The organism is Pseudomonas sp. Irchel 3H9 (assembly GCF_900187495.1).
Lineage (GTDB): Bacteria > Pseudomonadota > Gammaproteobacteria > Pseudomonadales > Pseudomonadaceae > Aquipseudomonas > Aquipseudomonas sivasensis.
Window position 1 is genome coordinate 561,183 of record NZ_FYDK01000002.1, and the last position, 22,815, is coordinate 583,997.

Annotated in this window: 16 protein-coding genes; 4 read left to right on the forward strand and 12 right to left on the reverse strand. The window is 60.6% G+C overall.

Features of this window, described 5'->3' with window-relative positions; translation table 11 throughout:
• Position 1 precedes the first annotated feature (1 nt).
• From CKW32_RS08505 to CKW32_RS08515, 3 genes are all read right to left on the reverse strand, one after another.
• On the reverse strand, positions 2 to 961 hold the full coding sequence (locus CKW32_RS08505; protein WP_017739127.1) for a MoxR family ATPase: 960 nt from the start codon (positions 959 to 961) through the stop codon (positions 2 to 4).
• A 186-nt stretch (positions 962 to 1,147) separates the two neighbouring features.
• Complete coding sequence (locus CKW32_RS08510) at positions 1,148 to 3,721, reverse strand: S8 family serine peptidase (RefSeq protein ID WP_095184585.1); 2,574 nt, start codon at positions 3,719 to 3,721, stop codon at positions 1,148 to 1,150.
• 137 nt (positions 3,722 to 3,858) lie between these two features.
• Positions 3,859 to 4,212: a hypothetical protein gene (locus CKW32_RS08515; protein ID WP_032887204.1), complete on the reverse strand. Its 354-nt coding sequence runs from the start codon at positions 4,210 to 4,212 to the stop codon at positions 3,859 to 3,861.
• Positions 4,213 to 4,713: 501 nt separating this feature from the next.
• On the opposite strand from CKW32_RS08515, the gene CKW32_RS08520 reads away from it, so the two are divergent.
• Positions 4,714 to 9,582, forward strand: a complete 4,869-nt coding sequence (locus CKW32_RS08520) for an NAD-glutamate dehydrogenase (RefSeq protein ID WP_095184586.1) — start codon at positions 4,714 to 4,716, stop codon at positions 9,580 to 9,582.
• Between the two features lie 196 nt (positions 9,583 to 9,778).
• On the opposite strand, the gene CKW32_RS08525 is transcribed toward CKW32_RS08520, so the two are convergent.
• The 3 genes from CKW32_RS08525 to CKW32_RS08535 all read right to left on the reverse strand — a co-directional run bounded on the left by CKW32_RS08525 (position 9,779) and on the right by CKW32_RS08535 (position 12,657).
• Positions 9,779 to 10,465: a GntR family transcriptional regulator gene (locus CKW32_RS08525; RefSeq protein ID WP_095184587.1), complete on the reverse strand. Its 687-nt coding sequence runs from the start codon at positions 10,463 to 10,465 to the stop codon at positions 9,779 to 9,781.
• Positions 10,466 to 10,481: 16 nt separating this feature from the next.
• Positions 10,482 to 11,183: a FadR/GntR family transcriptional regulator gene (locus CKW32_RS08530; protein WP_095184588.1), complete on the reverse strand. Its 702-nt coding sequence runs from the start codon at positions 11,181 to 11,183 to the stop codon at positions 10,482 to 10,484.
• Between the two features lie 148 nt (positions 11,184 to 11,331).
• Positions 11,332 to 12,657 (reverse strand): C4-dicarboxylate transporter DctA, encoded by a 1,326-nt coding sequence (locus tag CKW32_RS08535; protein WP_177326439.1) that lies wholly within the window; start codon positions 12,655 to 12,657, stop codon positions 11,332 to 11,334.
• Between the two features lie 217 nt (positions 12,658 to 12,874).
• On the opposite strand from CKW32_RS08535, the gene CKW32_RS08540 reads away from it, so the two are divergent.
• Complete coding sequence (locus tag CKW32_RS08540; RefSeq protein WP_095184589.1) at positions 12,875 to 13,504, forward strand: DNA-3-methyladenine glycosylase I; 630 nt, start codon at positions 12,875 to 12,877, stop codon at positions 13,502 to 13,504.
• Between the two features lie 151 nt (positions 13,505 to 13,655).
• Here CKW32_RS08540 and CKW32_RS08545 read toward each other — a convergent pair whose 3' ends face one another.
• From CKW32_RS08545 to CKW32_RS08570, 6 genes are all read right to left on the reverse strand, one after another.
• The gene (locus tag CKW32_RS08545) at positions 13,656 to 14,057 is read right to left on the reverse strand and encodes a cupin domain-containing protein (protein WP_095184590.1); all 402 of its coding nucleotides are present in this window, start codon (positions 14,055 to 14,057) and stop codon (positions 13,656 to 13,658) included.
• 84 nt (positions 14,058 to 14,141) lie between these two features.
• The gene (locus CKW32_RS08550) at positions 14,142 to 15,575 is read right to left on the reverse strand and encodes a PLP-dependent aminotransferase family protein (protein ID WP_095184591.1); all 1,434 of its coding nucleotides are present in this window, start codon (positions 15,573 to 15,575) and stop codon (positions 14,142 to 14,144) included.
• A gap of 70 nt (positions 15,576 to 15,645) precedes the next feature.
• The gene (locus tag CKW32_RS08555; RefSeq protein WP_032887191.1) at positions 15,646 to 16,413 is read right to left on the reverse strand and encodes an SDR family oxidoreductase; all 768 of its coding nucleotides are present in this window, start codon (positions 16,411 to 16,413) and stop codon (positions 15,646 to 15,648) included.
• Between the two features lie 23 nt (positions 16,414 to 16,436).
• Positions 16,437 to 17,504 (reverse strand): phosphotransferase family protein, encoded by a 1,068-nt coding sequence (locus CKW32_RS08560; RefSeq protein WP_095184592.1) that lies wholly within the window; start codon positions 17,502 to 17,504, stop codon positions 16,437 to 16,439.
• A 129-nt stretch (positions 17,505 to 17,633) separates the two neighbouring features.
• Positions 17,634 to 18,587 (reverse strand): 2-hydroxyacid dehydrogenase, encoded by a 954-nt coding sequence (locus CKW32_RS08565; RefSeq protein ID WP_095184593.1) that lies wholly within the window; start codon positions 18,585 to 18,587, stop codon positions 17,634 to 17,636.
• 139 nt (positions 18,588 to 18,726) lie between these two features.
• Entirely contained in the window at positions 18,727 to 18,921 is a 195-nt protein-coding gene (locus tag CKW32_RS08570) for a hypothetical protein (protein ID WP_032887188.1), read from the reverse strand.
• A 237-nt stretch (positions 18,922 to 19,158) separates the two neighbouring features.
• Between CKW32_RS08570 and CKW32_RS08575 the strand changes: the two genes are divergently transcribed.
• Together CKW32_RS08575 and CKW32_RS08580 are read left to right on the forward strand one after the other, a co-directional pair.
• Positions 19,159 to 20,436, forward strand: a complete 1,278-nt coding sequence (locus tag CKW32_RS08575) for a serine/threonine transporter (RefSeq protein WP_032887187.1) — start codon at positions 19,159 to 19,161, stop codon at positions 20,434 to 20,436.
• 144 nt (positions 20,437 to 20,580) lie between these two features.
• Positions 20,581 to 22,230 (forward strand): SulP family inorganic anion transporter, encoded by a 1,650-nt coding sequence (locus CKW32_RS08580; protein ID WP_095184594.1) that lies wholly within the window; start codon positions 20,581 to 20,583, stop codon positions 22,228 to 22,230.
• Positions 22,231 to 22,815: the final 585 nt, after the last annotated feature.

Here is a 22,815-nt window from a genome sequence, read left to right on the forward strand (position 1 = left end):
TTCAAGCGACGGCAACGACGTCGAGGATGCGTTGCACCACACGGTCCTGGTCGATGCCAGCCGCTTCGGCTTCGAACGACAGGATGATGCGATGGCGCAGTACGTCGAACAACACCGCCTGGATATCTTCCGGGCTCACGAAGTCCCGTCCGGCCAGCCAGGCATGGGCGCGGGCGCAGCGGTCGAGGGCGATGGAACCGCGGGGGCTGGCGCCGTAGGCGATCCACTCGGCCATCTCTGGGTCGAACTTGGCCGGGGTGCGTGTGGCCATGACCAATTGCACCAGGTATTCCTCCACCGCATCGGCCATGTACAGGCCGAGGATTTCTTTGCGCGCGGCAAAAATCGCCTGCTGGCTGACGCGGCGTTCGGGCTTGGTTTCACCATTGAGGGCTTCGCCACGGGCTTGTTGCAGGATGCGCCGCTCCACGGCGGCGTCCGGGAAGCCGATCTTGACGTGCATCAGGAAGCGGTCGAGCTGGGCTTCGGGCAGCGGGTAGGTGCCTTCCTGCTCGATGGGGTTTTGCGTGGCCATCACCAAAAACAGCGGCGACAGCTCGTAGGTGCTGCGTCCTACGCTGACTTGGCGCTCAGCCATGGCTTCGAGCAACGCCGATTGCACTTTGGCCGGGGCCCGGTTGATTTCGTCGGCCAGCACCAGATTGTGGAAGATAGGCCCTTGCTGGAATACGAAGCTACCGGTTTCCGGGCGATAGATCTCGGTGCCGGTGATGTCGGCGGGCAGCAGGTCTGGGGTGAACTGGATACGATGGAACTGCGCTTCGATGCCTTCGGCCAGCTCTTTGATGGCCTTGGTCTTGGCCAAGCCTGGCGCGCCTTCGACCAGCATATGGCCGTCGGCGAGCAGGGCGATCAGCAGGCGATCAATGAGTTTTTCCTGGCCGAGAATCTGCGTAGAAAGAAAGGTTCGCAGCGCGAGCAGCGCTTCACGATGTTCCATCGATGACGGTTCCTGGAGAGATGAGCCTCTACGTCATGCAGCAAACGTCGGGCTGGGGCGACTACTTTAATGCATGGCGGGGGGTGGCGACTAACGGCGCGCGGGGTATTTTCAGGAAAACTTGTAGGAATTTTGTTTAGGAAGCAGGAATGGGGTGAGCGGGCTTGTCCGCTCACCCCGGATGCTTCAAGGGCATGGCACCCCGATTTTCCATTCTTTGCCCCATTGTGCGGAGTAAAGGTCTGGCGGCTTGTTCTGGCTATAGAAGTTATGTTCGTAGACCTTGTCTTTGTACAAGACTTTCTCCCTGGCGGTCTGGTAGGTCTTGGTCGGCGACCACGCCGGGGTGTTTCTGCAGTCATCGGAGTCCGATGCTGCTTTGACGGTGATCGGCCGGTCCAGCCTTAGCGTACCTCCGCGCCCGTCACTGACCGCCACGCTGATGGTCGCGCGGGTGTCGCTGCTGACCGGGCGGGCAGTCACGCTGAGGGTGCGGGTATTGAGGGCGGTGGCGGTGAGGACGGTTGGGAGCGTCCAAGCGTACGTCATGGGGTCGCCATCCGGGTCGCTGGTGTTGGCGGTGAAATTCGCGGTTTTGCCCGATTCGACCGTCTCATCGCCCTGCAGGCTGCCCACCGGCGGCCGGTTGACGGGGGCGCTGGCGTTCACTTTGACAGTGTGGCTGGCACTGGCGCTGGCGCCGCGTGCGTCGGTGACGGTCAACGTGATGCTGCGCGTACCGTCCGTGTTTGGCGCGACGAGCGTAGCGGTCGGCTGCGTTGACGTTGACGGGGTAAAGCCCGATGCGGTCCATGCATAGCGCAGGTCCTGGCCGGTGGACGAAATGCCCGACACTTGCAGCTGCTTGCCGGCTTCAACCGTGGATGGCGCGGTGATCCTGGCGACAACGGGTGATTCGCCTCCGCAGGTGCCCAGGCGACGCCAGGGTTTGGCGGCGCCGGTTTCAACAAAATTCAGGTCCGGGCGTGCGCCCTGGGACCAGTGCGCGACCTGATAGTTGTAACCGCTGTAGGAGACTTTTTCGCTGACATTGGAGTACGCCTTGGTGGCGATCCACGCGGCGACGCAGTCACCGACCGGTGGCGTTTCGGTGGCTTTGATCGTGAGGTTTTCGACCAGCGTGATGCTGCGTGTGCCATCGGACACCACCACTGATATCGACGTGCGCGTGTCGACGGGCATCACGGGTGCCGCCAGTGCAATGGTCGGCCCCTCACCAGTCGCGGGCGTGAAACCCGTGGCAGTCCAGCGATACGTCAGCGGTTTGTTAGTGGGTGATTCGGCGTAGACCTGCCCGGTGAATGCCGCGCCCGACTTTACTTCTTCGGGCAGGGCCAGGCGGCCGGTGGGCGGCTGGCCTGCGCCGTCGGCGAGCAGTTTCTTGATTGCTAAATCCAGGTCGGGCTGCACGCCGATCTCGGTGCGATTGCCATTGGCCTGTGGGTAGCCGGTTTCGACGAGGATTCTGCGCAGTTCCTTGGGCGGGATGTTGCCCAGCCCGTTGGCTCGCGCCACGCCTTGTAACGACGCCATCACCCCGGCAATGATCGGGTTGGCTGACGAGGTGCCGCTGTACGTGTGGCTATAGCCGGTGGTGGGGTTGGAAGCACTCCACGTGGTCGTGGTCACGGAACCGCCCCAGCTGAACACGTCCACCCGGCTGCCGTATTGAGAGAAATACGACCTCAATCCGGTCTTCGGCTCGACGGCGCCGGCATAGACACTGCCGGAGTCGAATATGTTGCGATCGAACCAGCCGTTGAAGTAGGGGTGATCAAGATTGATGTTGCCGTTCGCCGCCGCCAATACCACGTGCAAACCTTTTTCCTCTGTCATGAAGGTGATGATGTCACGGACGGCCTTGCTGTACTCAAGGGGCATGAAGCAATCGGCGGCGCAGCCTACGCCGGGCAATGTCGCATATTTGAAGTGCACGCCTAACTGTACGACGTCGCCAGGACTGGAGCGCTCGGCCAGTTGCAGCAGTCGTGAGTCGCCATATTGGGTGTAGCCCAACTGCGTCTCGGGGACGATGCCGGTGGTTCCGAATCCATTTTCCCTGGAGGCGATGGTGCCGACGCTGGCCGTGTCATGGGGGCCAACGACGGCACCCTGGCTGATTTCCAGAAAAGGCTTAGGCAAGTCCAGATGGTTGTAGGACCAATGACTGATTTCCGAAGAAACTACTCGCATGTTTTCGCCCTTGCCGCCAGGAATTTTCCAGGCTTGCGTAGCATTTACACCGCCTATTCTGTAGGGCGCTAGCGCGGTCCTGTCATACAGATAGCCTTGGCGAGCAGTGTGGTCCGGAATGTCATTACGCAGGCTTTCCATCGCCGGCGTGCCGTTATCGTTTTCCATTCCATCGACCTGCGGCTCGAAGTCGACGTCTTCAATCGCCGGGTCCTGCTTGAGCTTCGCAGCCAGTGCCTGGGCTTGGTCAGGTGTCAGGTGCTGGGTGTCGATAATGTAATAGCGGTCCAGTCGATGCCGCTGCAAGGCCTGAAATGCCTCCAGCGTACGCGTCTTGGAAGGCGGCACCAGCGCCTTGATGTTGGGTACATGGGTCTGGAAGGTACTGGACGGGTCGTAGGTGTCCTGGAAATGCCTCGACGTCGAGCCATCGTCCTTGAGCAGCAGGACCAGATGTGAATAACCAGCGTTGGCAGGCTCTGCCGACAACGCCGAGGAAGCCGCGCCCAAAAGGACGATGGCGAGAAGCTTGCTGATGGATTTCATCGGAGCACCTGTGCAGTCACCGTGATTTCAATCAGCTAAGGCGCAAAACCGAAGGCGGGATACTGTTAGAAATAACAGTCACGACAAACGGTCAAGGCCCTCGATCTTGACTGCGCAGGGGGTTGAAGGCCCCGGTTTCAGGCGCGAACGTAGGTGCCAGTGCCCTTGAGGATGTTCTGCAGGGTTGCTTCCACTTCTGCCATATCTGCCACTGCTGTGGCGTGGCTGATCTCCAATTTATCCTTGCCACCGAGGGCGTCGGCATCGCCGGCGGCCAGTTCCACGGTCAGGGTCGTGTCGCTCAGGGTGATTTTCAGGCCATCGAGGGTTGAAGGCCCGTAGTCCCAGGTGAGTTCCACTTCGTCTTCATCGGGGTAGCGGGTCAACATGAACATTTCGCCGTTCTTGCCGTGGCAGCAGAGCATGGCCATGTTGTCTTCTTCGTCGTCGCACGGTGTGGCCATCAGGGCGTCGGTTTTGATTTGCAGCATGGGGAATCCTGTCTGGGGGAGGGCATCGCGTGGGCAATTGTGCCATTGCCGCGAATTTTGTGCTTCTTCCTGTGTCAGACTCAGGGCATGACCTGGCATGGAGAATCAGTCATTTTCGACACTCACCCCCGAACAATCAGGCGGTTTTTTCACCCGAAATCACGGGTTGCCCAAGTTGCAACCGCGACCCTGCTTACCGATGACCGAATATGTCGCAGCTTCGCAAGCAGCGCGCTTCCCTCAGTCGTTAAGCTGCGCAACGGATGCAGCTCTCGTTCCACAGCCTGCCAGGCGTCTGACCTGCCCGTCGTACCGTCACCCGGCAGGGTGCGCATCTTATGGAAGTTGTATGTGACCTCATTGTCTTGTCCAGCTTCACCCTCCTGTCATCCTGATTCGTCTATGGTGCTTTAGTTACCGGCGAACAGAGCTGACGGTCTCCCCGCAAGGGGATAACACGCGACGCTTCCATCAATAACAAGCCCAAGCGGAGTACCACAGATGGCGTTCTTCACCGCAGCCAGCAAGGCCGACTTCCAGCATCAACTGCAAGCGGCACTGGCGCAGCACATCAGCGAACAGGCACTGCCACAAGTGGCGCTGTTCGCTGAACAATTCTTCGGCATCATTTCCCTGGACGAACTGACCCAGCGTCGCCTTTCCGACCTGGCCGGTTGCACCCTGTCTGCCTGGCGCCTGCTTGAGCGCTTTGATCACACCCAGCCACAAGTGCGGGTCTACAACCCCGATTACGAACGTCATGGCTGGCAGTCGACCCATACCGCGGTCGAAGTGCTGCACCATGACCTGCCGTTCCTGGTGGACTCGGTACGTACCGAGCTGAACCGTCGCGGCTACAGCATTCACACCCTGCAAACCACCGTGCTGAGTGTGCGTCGTGGCAGCAAAGGCGAGTTGCTGGAAATCCTGCCCAAAGGCACGCAGGGCGACGACATCCAGCAAGAATCGCTGATGTACCTGGAAATCGACCGCTGCGCCAACGCCGCCGAACTGAACGTGCTGAGCAAAGAGCTTGAGCAGGTTCTGGGTGAAGTGCGCGTGGCCGTGGCCGATTTTGAACCGATGAAAGCCAAGGTCCAGGACCTGCTCGCCGGTATCGACGCCAGCCAGTTCGGCATCGACGGCGAAGAAAAAGCCGAGATCAAGAACTTCCTGGAGTGGCTGGTGGGCAACCACTTCACCTTCCTGGGCTATGAAGAATTCGTGGTACGTGACGAGGCGGACGGTGGTCATATTCAATATGACGCCAGTTCCTTCCTCGGTCTGACCAAGCTGCTGCGTGCTGGCCTCACCGCCGATGACCTGCGCATCGAAGACTACGCTGTGTCTTACCTGCGTGAACCGACCGTGCTGTCGTTCGCCAAGGCTGCGCACCCAAGCCGTGTTCACCGCCCGGCCTACCCGGACTACGTGTCGATCCGCGAGATCGATGCCGACGGCAAGGTCATCAAGGAACATCGCTTCATGGGCTTGTACACCTCGTCGGTGTATGGCGAAAGCGTGCGAGTCATTCCGTACATTCGTCGCAAAGTGGCCGAAATCGAACGCCGTTCGGGCTTCCAGGCCAAGGCGCACTTGGGCAAGGAGCTTGCCCAAGTCGTTGAAGTACTGCCCCGTGACGACCTGTTCCAGACCCCGGTCGACGAGCTGTTCAGCACTGTGATGTCGATTGTGCAGATTCAGGAACGCAACAAGATCCGTGTGTTCCTGCGCAAAGACCCGTACGGTCGTTTCTGCTACTGCCTGGCCTATGTGCCGCGCGACATCTATTCCACCGAAGTGCGCCAGAAGATCCAGCAAGTGCTGATGGATCGACTGAAAGCCTCGGACTGCGAGTTCTGGACCTTCTTCTCCGAGTCCGTACTGGCCCGTGTCCAGTTGATTCTGCGGGTAGACCCCAAGAACCGCCTCGACATCGACCCGCTGCAACTGGAAAAAGAAGTGGTGCAGGCCTGCCGCAGCTGGCAGGACGACTACTCCAGCCTGGTGGTGGAAAGCTTCGGCGAAGCCCAGGGCACCAATGTGCTGGCGGACTTCCCGAAAGGCTTCCCGGCCGGCTACCGCGAGCGTTTTGCCGCGCATTCAGCCGTCGTCGACATGCAGCACCTCAACAGCCTGACCGAAGCCAACCCGCTGGTGATGAGCTTCTATCAGCCACTGGGCCAGGTCTCCGGCCAACGCGAGCTGCATTGCAAGCTCTACCACGCCGACACCCCGCTGGCGCTGTCCGACGTACTGCCGATCCTGGAAAACCTCGGCCTGCGCGTGTTGGGTGAATTCCCTTACCGACTGCGCCACGCCAATGGCCGTGAGTTCTGGATCCATGATTTTGCGTTCATCGCCGCCGAAGGCGTGAACCTGGATATCCAGCAGCTCAACGACACCCTGCAAGATGCGTTCGTGCACATCGTCCACGGCGATGCCGAGAACGATGCGTTCAACCGTCTGGTATTGACCGCCGGCCTGCCATGGCGCGACGTCGCGCTGCTGCGTGCCTACGCCCGTTACTTGAAGCAGATCCGCCTGGGCTTCGACTTGGGTTACATCGCCAGCACCCTGAACAACCACACCGACATCGCCCGCGAGTTGACCCGGTTGTTCAAAACCCGCTTCTACCTGGCGCGCAAGCTCACCGCCGATGACCTTGAAGACAAGCAGCAACGGTTGGAACAAGCGATCCTCACGGCCCTGGACGACGTCCAGGTACTCAACGAAGACCGCATCCTGCGTCGCTACCTGGACCTGATCAAGGCCACCCTGCGTACCAACTTCTACCAGACCGACGCCAACGGCCAGAACAAGTCGTACTTCAGCTTCAAGTTCGACCCGCGCGCCATTCCCGAGCTGCCTAAGCCGGTGCCGAAGTTTGAAATCTTCGTGTACTCGCCACGGGTCGAAGGCGTGCACCTGCGCTTTGGTAACGTCGCTCGCGGCGGCCTGCGCTGGTCCGACCGTGAAGAAGACTTCCGCACCGAAGTGCTCGGCCTGGTAAAAGCTCAGCAAGTGAAGAACTCGGTGATCGTACCGGTGGGCGCCAAGGGCGGCTTCCTGCCGCGTCGCTTGCCACTGGGCGGCACGCGGGATGAAATCGCGGCCGAGGGTATTGCCTGCTACCGCATCTTCATTTCGGGCCTGTTGGACATTACCGACAACCTCAAGGACGGCGCCCTGGTGCCGCCGGCCAACGTCGTGCGTCATGACGACGATGACCCGTACCTCGTCGTCGCAGCGGACAAGGGCACCGCGACCTTCTCCGACATCGCCAACGGCATCGCCGTCGACTACGGCTTCTGGCTGGGTGATGCGTTCGCATCCGGTGGTTCCGCCGGTTACGACCACAAGAAAATGGGCATCACCGCCAAGGGCGCGTGGGTCGGTGTGCAGCGTCATTTCCGTGAGCGCGGCATCAACGTGCAGGAAGACAGCATCACCGTGGTGGGCGTCGGCGATATGGCCGGTGACGTGTTCGGTAACGGCCTGTTGATGTCCGACAAGCTGCAACTGGTCGCAGCCTTCAACCACCTGCACATCTTCATCGATCCAAACCCGAACCCGGCGACCAGCTTCGTCGAGCGTCAGCGCATGTTCGAGCTGCCGCGTTCGGCCTGGACCGACTACGACACCAGCATCATGTCCGAAGGCGGCGGTATCTTCTCGCGCAGCGCGAAGAGCATTGCCATTTCGCCGCAGATGAAAGAACGCTTCGACATCTCGGCCGACAAGCTGACCCCGACCGAACTGCTGAACGCCTTGCTCAAGGCGCCGGTGGACCTGTTGTGGAACGGCGGTATCGGTACGTACGTCAAGGCCAGCACCGAAAGCCACGCCGATGTCGGCGACAAGGCCAACGACGCGCTGCGCGTCAACGGCAACGAACTGCGCTGCAAGGTGGTGGGCGAGGGCGGTAACCTCGGCATGACCCAGCTGGGTCGTGTGGAATTCGGCCTCAATGGCGGCGGTTCCAACACCGACTTCATCGACAACGCCGGTGGTGTGGACTGCTCCGACCACGAAGTGAACATCAAAATCCTGCTCAACGAAGTGGTGCAGGCCGGTGACATGACCGACAAGCAACGCAACCAGTTGCTGGCGAGCATGACCGACGAAGTCGGCAACCTGGTGTTGGGCAACAACTATAAGCAAACCCAGGCCCTGTCCCTGGCTGCCCGCAAGGCTTACGAGCGAGCAGCCGAGTACAAACGCTTGATGAGCGACCTGGAAGGCCGTGGCAAGCTGGACCGCGCCATCGAGTACCTGCCGACCGAGGAGCAGCTCGCCGAGCGCGCCGCCAACGGCAAGGGCTTGACCCGTCCGGAACTGTCGGTGCTGATCTCGTACAGCAAGATCGACCTCAAGGAAGCATTGCTCAAGTCCCTGGTGCCGGATGACGAGTACCTGACACGTGACATGGAGACCGCGTTCCCACCGAGCCTGGTCGCCAAGTTCGGCGAGGCCATGCGTCGTCACCGCCTGAAGCGTGAGATCGTCAGCACCCAGATCGCCAACGACCTGGTTAACCACATGGGCATCACCTTCGTTCAACGACTCAAAGAGTCGACCGGCATGAGCCCGGCGAACGTGGCCGGCGCTTATGTGATCGTGCGCGACATCTTCCACCTCCCGCACTGGTTCCGCCAGATCGAAGCCCTGGACCACCAGGTCTCCGCTGACGTGCAATTGCAGTTGATGGATGAGCTGATGCGCCTGGGCCGTCGCGCTACGCGTTGGTTCCTACGCAGCCGTCGCAACGAGCAGGACGCTGGGCGTGACACCGCGCACTTCGGTCCGCACCTGGCCGCACTGGGCCTCAAGCTCGACGAACTGCTGGAAGGACCGACCCGCGAAGGCTGGCAGAAACGCTATCAGGCTTACACTGAAGCGGGCGTGCCGGAGTTGTTGGCGCGTATGGTTGCAGGCACTACTCACCTGTACACCCTGCTGCCAATCATCGAAGCCGCTGACGTAACCGGGCATGACGCCGCCGAAGTGGCCAAGGCCTACTTCGCCGTAGGCAGCGCTCTGGACTTGCCATGGTACCTGCAGCAGATCAGCGATCTGCCAGTGGCCAACAACTGGCAGGCTGCGGCTCGCGAAGCGTTCCGCGACGACGTGGACTGGCAGCAACGGGCGATTACCATTTCTGTCCTGCAAATGGCCGACGCGCCACAAGACATGGAAGCCCGCGTGGCCCTGTGGCTTGAGCAGCACAAGGACATGGCGGATCGTTGGGTGGCCATGATGGTGGAGATTCGTGCTGCGGTCGGTACGGACTACGCCATGTATGCGGTCGCCAACCGTGAGTTGCTGGACTTGGCCTTGAGTGGGCCGTCGGTACTGCAACCGGCTTGATTTAGCGCCTGAAACAAAAGCCCCTGCATTGTGAGATGCAGGGGCTTTTTGTTGGAATGCCCTTTATCAAACACCCCAAAAACTGTGGGAGGGGGCTTGCCCCCGATAGCAGAGTGTCAGCCAGCCTCTTCATGACTGGCCCACCGCTATCGGGGGCAAGCCCCCTCCCACAGTTTGATCTCGTTTTATCTGGAGATTAATGGTGTTTCAGCAACTTGGCTTCCAGGTGATCCAGGTGTTGGGTCATCAGCGCCACGGCGGCACTTGAATCCCGCTGCTCAACGGCATCCACAATCGCCACATGCTCCTGCCACGCGCAATACGTGCAGGCTTTTGCTTCGAATTGGGCAATGATCAACGACGTCAACGGCACCAGGCTGTTGAGGAACTGCGCCAACGGACCATTCCCCGCCATCACCGCCAGTTGCAGGTGAAACTCCCCCGACAAGCGAATCGCCGGCCCACGCTGGTCGCGTTCAATGCACTCGCGTTCGCGAGCAATCAACTCGCGCAGTTGGCGTATCTGCGTCGCCGTGGCCTGGGCACACGCCAGTTGCACCACGGTGATTTCGGTCATGCGCCGTGCTTCGAGGATCTGCCGCGTCTGCTGTGCGTCCGGTGCCGCTACTTGAGCGCGCTGGTTGGGACGCAGGATGATCACTTGCTGATGAGACAGCTTGGCCAATACGCGGCGAATCACACTGCGGCTCACGCCAAAGGTTTCACCCAGGCTTTCTTCTGTAAAGCGGCTGGCCGGGGCGATGCGTTGTTCGAGGATCGCGTCGAACAGCCGTGGGTAGATGTCATCCACCGTTGGCTTTTTACCGGCTACCAGGCGCAGGGCGGGGAGGAAGGGCTCGCGGTGCAGGGCGTGGGCGGTCATGGTCGTCTCCAAAAAGTCAGCTGCCCAGATGGTCGTCCGGGATGTTCAAGCGAATACCCATGCGCAGGCCTTCCTGGAGGATGTGCTTGCGCATTTCTGCGCTGGCCAGGGCGCTGTTCTTGTTGCGTATGGCGCGCACCACCGCGTCGTTTTCCTGCAGGCGCTCGGCCAGGTGTTCAGGAGAGTTGCGCAGAACCTGGGCGCTTTGCTTGAGGGCGTTGCTGGTCTGTTGCACCACGTTCTGGAAAATCGGGTTGGACGTGAGGGCGAAGAGTTCTTCGTGAAAGCCAATGTAGGCGTTCATGCCTGCTTCGGCGTCACCAGCGTCGAGCGCCTCGCGCATGTCCATTAGGGTCAAGCGCAATTGGCCGACTTCCTTGCTGCTGATGGACTGGGCCACAAGGCCGACGATGAAGGGTTCGAGGGTGTAGCGCAGTTGCAGGAGGTCTTCGAGACTGGCGTCGGCCACGGCGTCGCTGGATTGGGGTTCACTGACGCTGGTTTCGAGCACGACCACGCCTTTGCCGGGCATGGAGCGCACCAGGCCGAGGGTTTCCAGCACGATCACCGCTTCGCGCAGGCTGGGGCGGCTGATGCCCATCTGTTCGGCCAGTTCGCGCTGGCCGGGCAGCATTTCGCCCCGGCGCCACTGACCTCGCGCCAGGGCGGCGCGGAGTTTTTCTACGACTGAATTGACGACCGTTGAGGTGCTGATCACGTCGATACTTCCTTAATGTTGCTAATACAGTCATGTGGGAGGGGGTTTGCCCTTGATGGCGGTGGATCAGTTACAGATCTATCAACTGACCGTCCTCATCGGGGGCAAGCCCCCTCCCACATTAGCCAGTGTTGCCCATGAGACAGCGTTAGAATTCCTGGTGGGCCGGCAGCACCGGTTTCTTGGCCTGGAAGGCATACCCTTGCTGGCCGTCCAACACCTTGTTGGCGCGCTGGATATCGATGTCTTTTTCCCAGCGTGCGATGGCCACGGTGGCGACGCAGTTGCCGATCAGGTTAGTCAGTGCGCGGCCGATGCCCATGAACCAATCCACCGCCAATACCAGCACCAGGCCCACTACCGGAATCGCCGGGATTGCTGTCAGCGTTGCCGCCAGGATCACCAGCGCAGAGCCGGGAATCCCGTGGGCGCCTTTGGAGGTGATCAACGACACGAGCAGGATGGTCAGCAAGTCAGTCATCGACAGCGGCGTGCCGGTGGCGTTGGCGATAAACACGATGGCCAGGGTCAGGTAGATCGAGAAACCGTCGAGGTTGAACGAATACCCCGTTGGAATCACCAGGCCCACGGTGGAGCTACCAATGCCCAGGTGTTCGAGTTTGCGCATGACCTGCGGCAGCACGGCATCGGAGGAGGCGGTCCCCATCACGATCAGCAGTTCTTCGCGCAGGTACTTAAGCAACGGCAGCATGCGCAGGCCCGACAGGCGCATTACCAGGCCCAGGATCAGTCCGACGAAGGCAAAGCAGGTCAGGTAGAACAGGCCAACCAGGCTGCCCAGGTGTTGCAGGGAGTCCAGGCCGTAAGTGCTGGTGGTGAAGGCAATCGCGCCGAACACACCGATTGGCGCCAGGCGCACGATCATGCCCATGATGCGGAAGATCACGTGGCTAAGCTCATTGATCAGCCGTGTGATGCCTGAGGCCGCTTCGCCCACCAGGTTCAGCGCGCTGCCAAACAGCACCGAGAACAGCAGCACTTGCAGCACGTTGTTGTCGGCAAAGGCGCCGATCACCGAGTTGGGGATCAGGTCCATCAGGAACTGGCTGGTGCCCTTGATGTGCTGGCCCTTGTCGGCCAGTTCATTGAGGCCGGCGGAGGAGAGCTGCTCCAGGTGGATATTGGCACCTTGGCCGATACCGGTGCTGAAGGCCATGACCAGGCCGATCACCAGGGCGATGGTGGTGAGGATTTCAAAGTAGATCACCGACTTGAGGCCGATTCGTCCGACTTTCTTCAAGTCGCCGGCGCCGGAAATGCCACTGACCACGACGCAGAACACGATCAGGCCAATCAGCATTTTGATCAGCTTGATAAAGCCGTCACCCAGGGGTTTGAGTTGCGAGGAGAATTCGGGAAGGGCCAGGCCGCAGATGATGCCAAGCATCAGGCCAATTACGACTTGCAGGAAAATCGAACGCGAGCACCATCTGAGCATGGGAGGGATCTCTATTCGGTGCCCTGGTGGTTCCAGGGCTTAATTGTTGTGGTCATACCGGTAAGTCCAGTGCGGGGCCAGTCTACGCCGGGTTTTTTCGAAATCACAAGTCATTATTGGTTGATTGACAAGTCCCGGTCTGACCAGTTGGTCGCTGAGGGCGATGCTTGAGCGGTTGGCGGGCTGGAAAAATTTTCGTCTATCATCCGCCGCTCGGCTTATGAGGTGATGGATGGACACTCCAGGATTGACCACTGACGCAGCGGGCCACACCCATTGCAGCTGGCGCACCTCGGCGCCGGAATATCCGCGTTACCACGACCAGGAATGGGGTGTGCCGGTGGCGGACGATGTCCAGCTGTACGAGAAAATTTGCCTGGAAGGCTTTCAGGCGGGGATGGCGTGGATCACCATTTTGCGCAAGCGCGAGCAGTTTCGTGCGGCGTTCGAGGGCTTCGATTTTCGTCGGGTGGCGCAGTACGGCGAGGCTGATTTAGAGCGGCTGATGCAGGATCCGGGGATTGTGCGTAATCGGGCCAAGATCGTGTCCACCATCAACAACGCGCGCAGGGCCTGTGAGCTGGTGGATGAAACCGGATCGCTGGCGCGGTGGTTGTGGGCGTTCGAGCCGGGTGATGAAGAGCGCCCGGCGGTGGTGGACCTGGCTTACTGGACGGGCAACCCCACCTCACCGGCCTCGGTGCGACTTTCCAAGGCGTTGAAGAAACGCGGCTGGACGTTCGTGGGGCCGACCACGATGTATGCGCTGATGCAGGCGATGGGGATGGTCAATGATCACCTTGAGGGCTGTGCGTGCCGGTCAAGGATCGAAGAACTGCGCTGCCTATTCAAACGCCCCTAGTCCCTGATTCAACGCGGTCAAAACTGTGGGAGGGGGCTTGCTCCCGATAGCGGTAGTTCAGCCAAATGGGTGTCGTGACCCACTGCTATCGGGAGCAAGCCCCCTCACACACATAGCGACCGCCCATACTTCTGATGGATGTCTTAGCTGATTATTTTGCAAGAGGGGTCAGCACCTCGGCCTTGTCATCCAGCACCATCACCACCAGCAACTTCGCCGGCTGGGTCTGGCTGGCATTGCTGGATTCAAAGTGCCGCGAACCCGCGGGCTCGTAGAACGATTCGCCGACCTTGTAGGTTATCGCTTTCTCATCATTGACCCGCGAAGTGATCGCGCCCTCCAGCACATAGGCCACCGCCGTCCCCGTATGGCTATGGGGAACGGTGGCCTGGCCGGGGGCGTAATCAACGGTGAGCATGATGGTTTTCTTGCCGGGCACGTTGGTCAGGGCGTGCTCCTGCAGCACCTTGATCGACTCCTGGTTGTACACCGGTTCGTGGGCAAATGCGCTGAGTGAAGCGAGCATCAGGGTGGTGGCGAGCAGGCGTTTCATGTTCGGGTTTCCGAGTAGTTCGAGACCTGTCCACCCTACGCCGCAGAACCTGGCCGACCAATGACCAATCCGCCGGAAAAGCCCCTAGCCAATCTGTTTGAGAATGTCGCGCACTTTATCCAGCGCCGGGTCTATATCCAGGGTTTCGATGGCGCCGAATCCAATAATCAGCCCAGGGCGCACCGGTGCGTCGTGGAAGAACACATCAAGCGGGTATAAACCCACTTCGGCCTCACGTGCCAATGTCATCAGCAACGGAATGCTCAACGGCACCTTGCACAGCGCCGCCATATGAAACCCCGCCACGGTGGGCACGGCTTCGAACCACGGCGACAAATCCCCGGCCAGTCGTTGCAGGATGCGCTCACGACGCCCGGCATATACGGAGTGGCAGCGGCGGATGTGTTTGAGCAGGTAGCCTTCGCTGATGAACTTGGCCAGCGCCCATTGCGGCAAGGTGGAGCTGTGCTGGTCGGTCAATTGCTTGGCCTTGAGTACCGCGCCGTGGATCGCCGGCGGCAGCACCAGATAGCCCAGGCGCAGTTCGGGCAGCAGGGTTTTGGAGAAGGTGCCGACGTAAGTGACTACGCCGCGGGTGTCCATGCTTTGCAGGGAATCGGTGGGGCGGCCTTCGTAGCGGAATTCACTGTCGTAGTCGTCCTCGATGATGATCGCCCCCAGGTCGAAGGCGCGGACCAGCAAGGCTTCACGGCGCGCCAGGCTCATGGGCATGCCGAGGGGGAACTGGTGGGAGGGGGTCACATAGATCAAGCGGGTGCCGTCGGGGATCTGATCCACCTGAATGCCTTGGTCATCCACCGGCACACTGGCGACCCGGGCGCCCATCGCCTGGAACAACTGGCGTGCGGGGCTGTAGCCAGGGTCTTCCATGGCGACGATGCTGCCTGGTTCCAGCACCACGCGGGCCAGCAGGTCCAGCCCCTGTTGCGCGCCATTGGTGACCACGATGTCGTCATCGCGGCATTTGACGCCTCGGGAAAAGGCGATATGCCCAGCGATGGCGCTGCGCAGTGCCGGCAAGCCTTCGGGTTGGCTGTAGAAGCCGCTGTTCTGGGCAATGCGGCGCAGCGCGTCCTGGGTGCAGCGTCGCCATTCGTCTTGTGGGAACTGATTGCGGCTGGTGGCGCCGCCGAGAAATTCGTAGCGCAGGAGGTTGTCGCGTGTGGGGTGGCGCATCGGCGAGGGCAGCGCCTGCCATTTAGCCAGGTTGTTGGCGCAGGCCAGGTCGGTGGCAGTTTGCAGGCGATCCGCTGGGGGCGCCCAAGCGTTAACGAAGGTGCCACGACCGATCTTTCCCACCAGCAAGCCTTCATAGGTCAACGTGGCGTAGGTATCGGACACGGTCTTGCGCGATACGCCCAACTGCTCGGCCAGCAGGCGACTGGGCGGCAGTTGCGCGCCTGCCGCGAGACGCCCGGCCGCAATGGCTTCGCGCAATTGCTGATAAAGCTGAGCCGCCAGGTCCTTGCGGCCTTTGATGACGATGTGCAGTTCCATGTTTCACTCTGAGACAAATCGATCTACGCCAAGGTTACGCGTAAATCGATCTGTAGAAACCCGGGCGAAGTCAGGAGAGGAAACCACCGTCTACATTCAGCGACACACCGGTGGTGTAGCTGGACGCGTCACTCGCCAGAAACAGCACCGCGCCGGCCATCTCGCTTGGGTCGGCCACACGCTTGAGCGGGATCTGCGCCAGGGCCATTTTCAGGATCGCATCGTTTTTCACCAGCGCCGAGGCGAACTTGGTGTCCGTCAGGCCCGGCAGCAGGGCGTTGCAACGGATGCCGAATTCAGCGCATTCCTTGGCGAACACTTTGGTCATGTTGATCACCGCGGCCTTGGTCACCGAGTAGATGCCTTGGAAGACACCCGGCGAGATGCCGTTGATCGAGGCCACGTTGATGATGCTGCCGCCGCCGTTTTCGCGCATCAGCTTGCCGGCTTCCACCGACATGAAGAAGTAGCCGCGAATGTTCACGTCAACGGTCTTCTGGAACGCGCCCAGATCGGTGTCCAGCACGTTGCAGAACTGCGGGTTGGTGGCTGCGTTGTTGACCAGAATATCCAGGCGGCCGAACTGCTCGCGAATGCCGGCGAACACCTGGCTAATCTGCTCCATTTCACCAATATGGCAGGCAACCGCAGTGGCCTTGCCGCCGTCGGCGATGATTGCGTCGGCCACATGCTGGCAGCCTTCTAGCTTGCGGCTGGAGACGATCACATGGGCGCCTTGCTGGGCCAGCAACTTGGCGATGGCCTCACCGATGCCACGGCTGGCGCCGGAGACAAACGCAATTTTGCCGTCGAGGTCGAACAGATGAGTCTTGGACATGGGGGTTCCTTGTTTTTGTGCGATCAGAGGGCTGATTTAGCGATTACCTTCAGGCTCATTTGCTCCAGCAGTGAGTTCATGTGAATGAACTGAGCAAAGCGTTTGTCCTGGGTCTGGCCATGGAAGAAACGGTAGTAGATCTGCTGCACGATGCCGGCCAGGCGGAACAGGCCGTAGGTGTAGTAGAAGTCGAAATTATCGATCTGGATGCCCGACCGTTCGGCGTAGTAGTCGACGAACTCGCGGCGGGTGAGCATCCCGGGTGCATTGCTCGGCTGGCGGCGCATCAGTTGCACCGGCGCGGGGTCGGCGGCCTCTATCCAGTAGGCTAGGGTGTTGCCCAAGTCCATCAGCGGATCGCCGAGTGTGGTGAGCTCCCAGTCCAGTACGCCGATGATCTGCATCGGGTTGTGTGGGTCGAGGATCACGTTGTCGAAGCGGTAGTCGTTATGCACGATGCTTGATGTCGGGTGGTCGGCCGGCATCTTGTCGTTGAGCCAGGCCCGCACCGCCTCCCATTTGGGCGCATCGGGGGTCAGGGCCTTTTCGTAGCGGTCGCTCCAGCCGCGAATCTGGCGTGCCACATAGCCTTCGGGTTTGCCCAGGTCGGCCAGTCCGCAGGCGGTGTAGTCGACTTGGTGCAGCTCGACGAACTTGTCGATAAAGCTTTTGCACAGTGCTTCGGTCTTGGTTGCATCCAGCCCCAGCTCAGGCGGCAGGTCGGAGCGCAGGATGATGCCCTTGACGCGTTCCATCACGTAGAACTCAGCGCCGATCACCGACTCATCGGTGCAATGCACATAGGCTTTGGGGCAATACGGGAAGCCATCTTTTAGCTGATTGAGAATGCGGAATTCACGGCCCATGTCATGGGCTGACTTGGCCTTGTGACCGAAGGGCGGGCGGCGCAGGACGAATTCCTGCCCAGGGTATTCCAACAGGTAAGTCAGGTTGGACGCGCCGCCGGGGAACTGACTGATCGCAGGCGTGCCGCTCAGGCCCGGGATATGGGCCTTGAGATAGGGATCGATCAGGCCAGCATCAAGTTCTTCGCCTGGGCGAATCTGGGTCGATTGGTCGTTCAGCGCCATGCTTATCCCTTCTGCTTATTCTAAAGGCCTTGGACTATTTCCTAATCTAATGCGCACGACCGCCCAGCGACAAGGTCGGGGCGGCTTAATAGGTTAGCGTGTTGGATGATGATCAGCGTGCCTGATTGGTCATTTTACGGGCGCGGGTAACACGACCGGCGTGAGCACTGGTCGGCCGGCGAAGTACTCCACCAGATTGTCGGCCACCCGTTGCACGGTGTCGTGAGCGGCTTCCGGTGAAAGGCCGGCCACATGGGAGGTGAGTACGGTATTGCTCAGGTGCTTGAGGGCGTCGGGCACCTTGGGTTCGTCGTCGAATACATCCAGCGCAGCCCCGCCAATGCGGCGCTGTTCAAGGGCGGTGATCAGGTCGGCGGTAACCACCACGCTGCCACGGCCAATATTGACCAAGTAGCCATTCGGCCCCAGAGCATCCAGGGCGTGACGATCAATCAGGTGACGGGTGCTCGGGCCACCGGGCGTGGCCAGGATCATGAAGTCCGAAGTGCGCGCCAGCTCCACGGCGCTGGCGCAGTAGGTGTAGTCCACATCATCACGGGGCTGACGGTTGTGATAGCTCACTTCCATACCGAATCCGAGGGCGGCGCGCTTGGCGATTTCCAGGCCCACGGCGCCCAAGCCAAGAATGCCCAGTTGCTTGCCGCCCAGGGAAGGGCGCATCACCTTGGGCCATTCACCGCGCCGCACGGCGACGTCGGTCTGCGGGATGCCGCGCACCAGGGACAGCAACAGCGCCATAGCGTGGTCCGCCACCGACGGCGCATTCACCCCGGCGCCGTTGGTCACGACAATCCCACGATTGCTGGCGGCTTGCAGGTCAACATGTTCGTAACCGGCGCCGATCACACAGATGATTTCCAGCAGCGGCAGCGCGGCGATTTCGTCGGCGTAGAGGCCCAGGGGGCCGCGGGTCAACACGGCGTTGATCTGGCCGCCATGGCGCTTGATGGCTTGGGCACGTTCGGCTGGAGTTGGCGCCAGGATCACATGAAAGTCATTGCTCTCGATGATTTGCAGGTAGTCGTTGATGGTTTCAACCAGGACCAGAACAGTGGTGGTCATCGGACGGCTCTTCCTTGTGGGGCGGGATGGAAGAGAGAGTATGCGACATTTTATAGGGCGGTGATGCAAGGTCCGCAGGGGGCGGGTAGAGGGCAGTGAATCCATAGCATGGATCCACGCCCTGGTGAGTCGCGCAGTCTTAGCCGATGCGAGGCATTGGGATCATTGTGTTGTTCGGTTTGGGCGCAGCAGCGTATTCAATGCCGTTAAAAGGGAAGCTGGGAGGCTGCTGTGGCTTGGGCTTATCTTGTGCCGCGATTTGATCGGCAATATGCATCGCCACGCTGTCGACCAAGTGGCCGGCGTGGGACAGATTGAGGTTTGAAATCGTCATGGTTGAATCTCCAAGGTTCGTGATAAGGCTCCCTCTGAGTGGGCGAAACAGGCGTCACGTTCCTGACTGGAACAAATTGTCGTCAATTGGATTGATCTGCTTCGTACAACCATTCCTCAGCTAAGTCTTTGCTTATTCAAAAGAATCCCGGACAATCCGGCCCCTTCTATGGTCGGGGCGCTGCCTGTCAGGTTTTTCTGACTCGTCCCGGCCGTGTAAATGCGGAGATCCGACCGGATGAATGATCAGGCCAATAGCGTCGACGAACGCTATGCAACGACACCTGCAACCCTCACAAGCTGGAGCCGCCAGGACACCACCTGGATGCTTGGCCTGTTCGGCACCGCCATTGGCGCCGGTACCTTATTCCTGCCAATCAACGCCGGCCTGGGCGGTTTCTGGCCGCTGGTGATCCTGGCAGTGCTGGCGTTTCCGATGACCTTCTTTGCCCACCGTGGGCTGACCCGTTTTGTGCTCTCAGGCCGTGAAGGTTCGGACATTACTGATGTGGTCGAAGAGCATTTCGGTATCAAAGCGGGTGCACTGATCACCTTGCTGTACTTCTTCGCGATTTTCCCGATCCTGCTGATCTACAGCGTGGCCCTGACCAACACGGTCAGCAGCTTTATGGAGCACCAGTTGCACATCATGCCGCCGCCACGGGCGCTGCTGGCGTTTGTGCTGATCCTCGGCTTGCTGGCGGTGGTGCGTTGCGGCGAACAAGTGATCGTCAAGGCCATGAGCATGATGGTGTACCCGTTTATCGTCGCCTTGCTGTTCCTCGCGGTGTACCTGATCCCGCATTGGAACGGTGGCATCCTCAGCACCGCGAGTGTGGTCCCGGCGCCTTCGGCCTTGCTCAATACCCTGTGGCTGGCGATTCCGGTGATGGTGTTCTCGTTCAACCACTCGCCGATCATCTCGGCGTTCGCTGTTGACCAGAAGCGCCAGTACGGCGAACACGCCGATGAGCGCAGTTCGCAGATCCTGTCCCGCGCGCACCTGTTGATGGTGGTGATGGTGCTGTTCTTCGTGTTCAGCTGCGTGCTGACCCTGTCGCCGGCCCAGTTAGCTGAAGCGAAGGCGCAGAACCTGTCGATCCTGTCGTACCTGGCCAACCACTTCAACAACCCGACCATCGCGTTCGCTGCACCGTTGATCGCGTTCGTGGCGATTGCCAAGTCGTTCCTCGGTCATTACATCGGCGCGAGCGAAGGCCTCAAGGGCCTGGTGCTCAAAAGCGGTCGCCGTCCAGCTGCGAAGACGCTGGACCGTATGACTGCGGGCTTCATGCTGGTGGTGTGCTGGATCGTTGCCACGCTGAACCCCAGCATCCTCGGCATGATCGAGACCCTGGGCGGGCCAATCATTGCGTCGATCCTGTTCCTGATGCCGATGTACGCGATCCGCAAGGTGCCGGCCATGGCCAAGTACCGTGGGCACGCGTCCAACGTGTTTGTCACCGCAGTGGGCCTGGTGGCAATTACTGCATTGATTTACTCGCTGCTGTCCTGAACCCAGGGCTCACGCAAGCAAGCCGATTCGCGCATAGCGCGAATCGGCTTTTTTTTGCCCGCGCAAAAGCTGATGCGGCTCAACCGCAGCCGAGCAATGAGGGCTAAGCTTACGCACGCTTTTTGCCAGGATGGGTTGGGCCGATTGAAGACTGAAACCGATGCACCCGTTGCCGTACCGTCGAACCGCATCCAAGACCTGCTGGCTGGCTTATCCATCGCGGGTTTGCTGCTGCCGGAAGCCGTCGCCTATTCCAGTATCGCCGCGCTGCCGCCCCAGGCCGGGGTGATCGCTTTATTTGCCGGCCTGGTGTGCTACGGCCTGTTCGGCACTAGCCGCTTTGCGATTGTTTCGGCTACCTCGTCGTCGGCGGCCGTTTTGGCGGCGGCGACGGCGAGCCTGGCGGGAGATGACCCGGCATTGAGGCTTTCCCTGGCCTTCGGGCTGGTACTGCTCACCGGGGTGTTTTTCCTGTTGGCCGGCCTGTTGAAACTTGGCGGCGTCACTTCGTTTATCGCCAAGCCCGTGTTGCGTGGCTTCGCCTTCGGCCTGGCGCTGACCATCATCCTCAAGCAATTGGCCAGTGTGGTGGGCGTGCACCTGACCGATAACAACCTGATCCGTTTTCTGCCGCAGTTGCTGGAGCAGCTACCGCGCTGGAACTGGCCTGCGGCTCTGGTGGCGGGGCTGGCGTTGCTGGTGTTGTGGCTGTGCGCACGCTTCCCGCGTCTGCCGGGTGGTTTGGTGGTCGTGGTGCTCGGCATCGCTGCCGGGCAGTACTTGGACCTGCAGGCCTATGGCGTGGCGCAGATCGGCATGATCGACCTGCGCCTGGAGCTGGGGCGTTTGCCGGTGCTGCCGTTTGCCGACTGGCTGCGCCTCGGGGAATTGGCGTTTGCGCTGGTGATGATCCTGTACGCGGAGTCCTACGGCTCTATCAGTTCGTTCGCGCTCAAGCATGGCGACCGCGTGTCCTCCAACCGTGACTTGCTTGCGCTGGGAGTGGCCAACCTGGTCTCCGGTCTGTTCCACGGCATGCCGGCCGGTGCCGGGTATTCGGCGACGTCGGCCAACGAGGCGGCCGGCGCCTATTCGCGCCTGGCGGGGATTGTCGCGGCGCTGGTGATATTGCTGATCGTGCTGACGGTGCTGCCCTATGTCGCGCTCACGCCGGAGCCGGTGTTGGCGGCCGTCGTCATCTATGCCCTGGGTCGAGGCTTGAGTTTGCAGCCGCTGGGGCGTTATTTCCTGTGGCGCCGCGATCGCGTGCTGGTGATTTGTGCGGTGGCGGCGGTGCTCGTGCTGGGCGTGCTGGATGGTTTGCTGCTCGCGGTCGCAATCAGTGTGATGTTGATGCTGCGCCAGATGTCGTCAGCCGACATTCAAGTGTTGGGCCGCCTGGGTGACAGCCATGATTTTGTCGACCGCCTGCACCATGCCGATGCCCTGGCCGTCCCGGGGGTATTGATCGTGCGGCCCAGCGAAGCGCTATTTTTTGCGAACGCCGAGCGCATCCTGGGCGCGGCCTTGCGCCTGATGCGTCATTCCCAGGCGCAGGCGGTAGTGTTGAGCCTGGAAGAATCGCCGGACCTCGACGGCACCAGCATCGAAGCGCTGGCGGCTTTTTTTGCGCAAGTACACGGGGAGGGCAAGCGCCTGGTACTTGCCCGCGTGCGGCATGACGCACGCGAGGTGTTGCAGGGGCTGCCCGAAGCATTGGCGTCCCATGTGCTGCTCAGTGGCTTGAGCGTCGATGGCGCGGTGCAGCTGGCGCTTGAGGTGAGCAAAGCGTGACGCGTGGGGATTGCTCCAAATAGCGGTGGGTCAGTGGCAAATGCATCAACTGACACTCCCCCATCGGGGGCAAGCCCCCTCCCACATTTGGATCGGTGTCTTCAGCCAGCCCACCTTGAGGATCAGGCGGTGGTGCGGTTGAAGGTATAAGGTCGCCCGATGCGGTCAAAACTGTGGGAGGGGACAAGCCCCCTGCCACATTTGGATCGGTGTCTTCAGCCAGCTCACCTTGAGGATCAGACGGTGGTGCGGTTGAAGGTATAAGGTCGTTCGTCGCGGTCAAAACTGTGGGAGGGGGCAAGCCCCCTGCCACATTTGGATCGGTGTCTTCAGCCAGCTCACGTTGAGGATCAGACGGTGGTGCGGTTGAAGGTATAAGGTCGTTCGTCGCGGTCAAAACTGTGGGAGGGGGCAAGCCCCCTGCCACATTTGGATCGGTGTCTTCAGCCAGCCCACCTTGAGGATCAGACGGTGGTGCGGTTGAAGGTATAAGGTCGCCCGATGCGGTCAAAACTGTGGGAGGGGGCAAGCCCTCTCTCACATTTGGATCGGTGTCTTCAGCCAGCTCATCTTCAGGATCAGACG

Excerpts from the sequence above, each read along its gene's own strand:
- CKW32_RS08550 (WP_095184591.1), bottom strand. The coding sequence starts at position 15,575 with ATGGAACTGCACATCGTCATCAAAGGCCGCAAGGACCTGGCGGCTCAG.
- CKW32_RS08520 (WP_095184586.1), top strand. The coding sequence starts at position 4,714 with ATGGCGTTCTTCACCGCAGCCAGCAAGGCCGACTTCCAGCATCAACTG.
- CKW32_RS08515 (WP_032887204.1), bottom strand. The coding sequence starts at position 4,212 with ATGCTGCAAATCAAAACCGACGCCCTGATGGCCACACCGTGCGACGAC.
- CKW32_RS08570 (WP_032887188.1), bottom strand. The coding sequence starts at position 18,921 with ATGACGATTTCAAACCTCAATCTGTCCCACGCCGGCCACTTGGTCGAC.
- CKW32_RS08545 (WP_095184590.1), bottom strand. The coding sequence starts at position 14,057 with ATGAAACGCCTGCTCGCCACCACCCTGATGCTCGCTTCACTCAGCGCA.
- CKW32_RS08525 (WP_095184587.1), bottom strand. The coding sequence starts at position 10,465 with ATGACCGCCCACGCCCTGCACCGCGAGCCCTTCCTCCCCGCCCTGCGC.
- CKW32_RS08505 (WP_017739127.1), bottom strand. The coding sequence starts at position 961 with ATGGAACATCGTGAAGCGCTGCTCGCGCTGCGAACCTTTCTTTCTACG.
- CKW32_RS08540 (WP_095184589.1), top strand. The coding sequence starts at position 12,875 with ATGGACACTCCAGGATTGACCACTGACGCAGCGGGCCACACCCATTGC.
- CKW32_RS08560 (WP_095184592.1), bottom strand. The coding sequence starts at position 17,504 with ATGGCGCTGAACGACCAATCGACCCAGATTCGCCCAGGCGAAGAACTT.
- CKW32_RS08510 (WP_095184585.1), bottom strand. The coding sequence starts at position 3,721 with ATGAAATCCATCAGCAAGCTTCTCGCCATCGTCCTTTTGGGCGCGGCT.
- CKW32_RS08565 (WP_095184593.1), bottom strand. The coding sequence starts at position 18,587 with ATGACCACCACTGTTCTGGTCCTGGTTGAAACCATCAACGACTACCTG.
- CKW32_RS08555 (WP_032887191.1), bottom strand. The coding sequence starts at position 16,413 with ATGTCCAAGACTCATCTGTTCGACCTCGACGGCAAAATTGCGTTTGTC.
- CKW32_RS08575 (WP_032887187.1), top strand. The coding sequence starts at position 19,159 with ATGAATGATCAGGCCAATAGCGTCGACGAACGCTATGCAACGACACCT.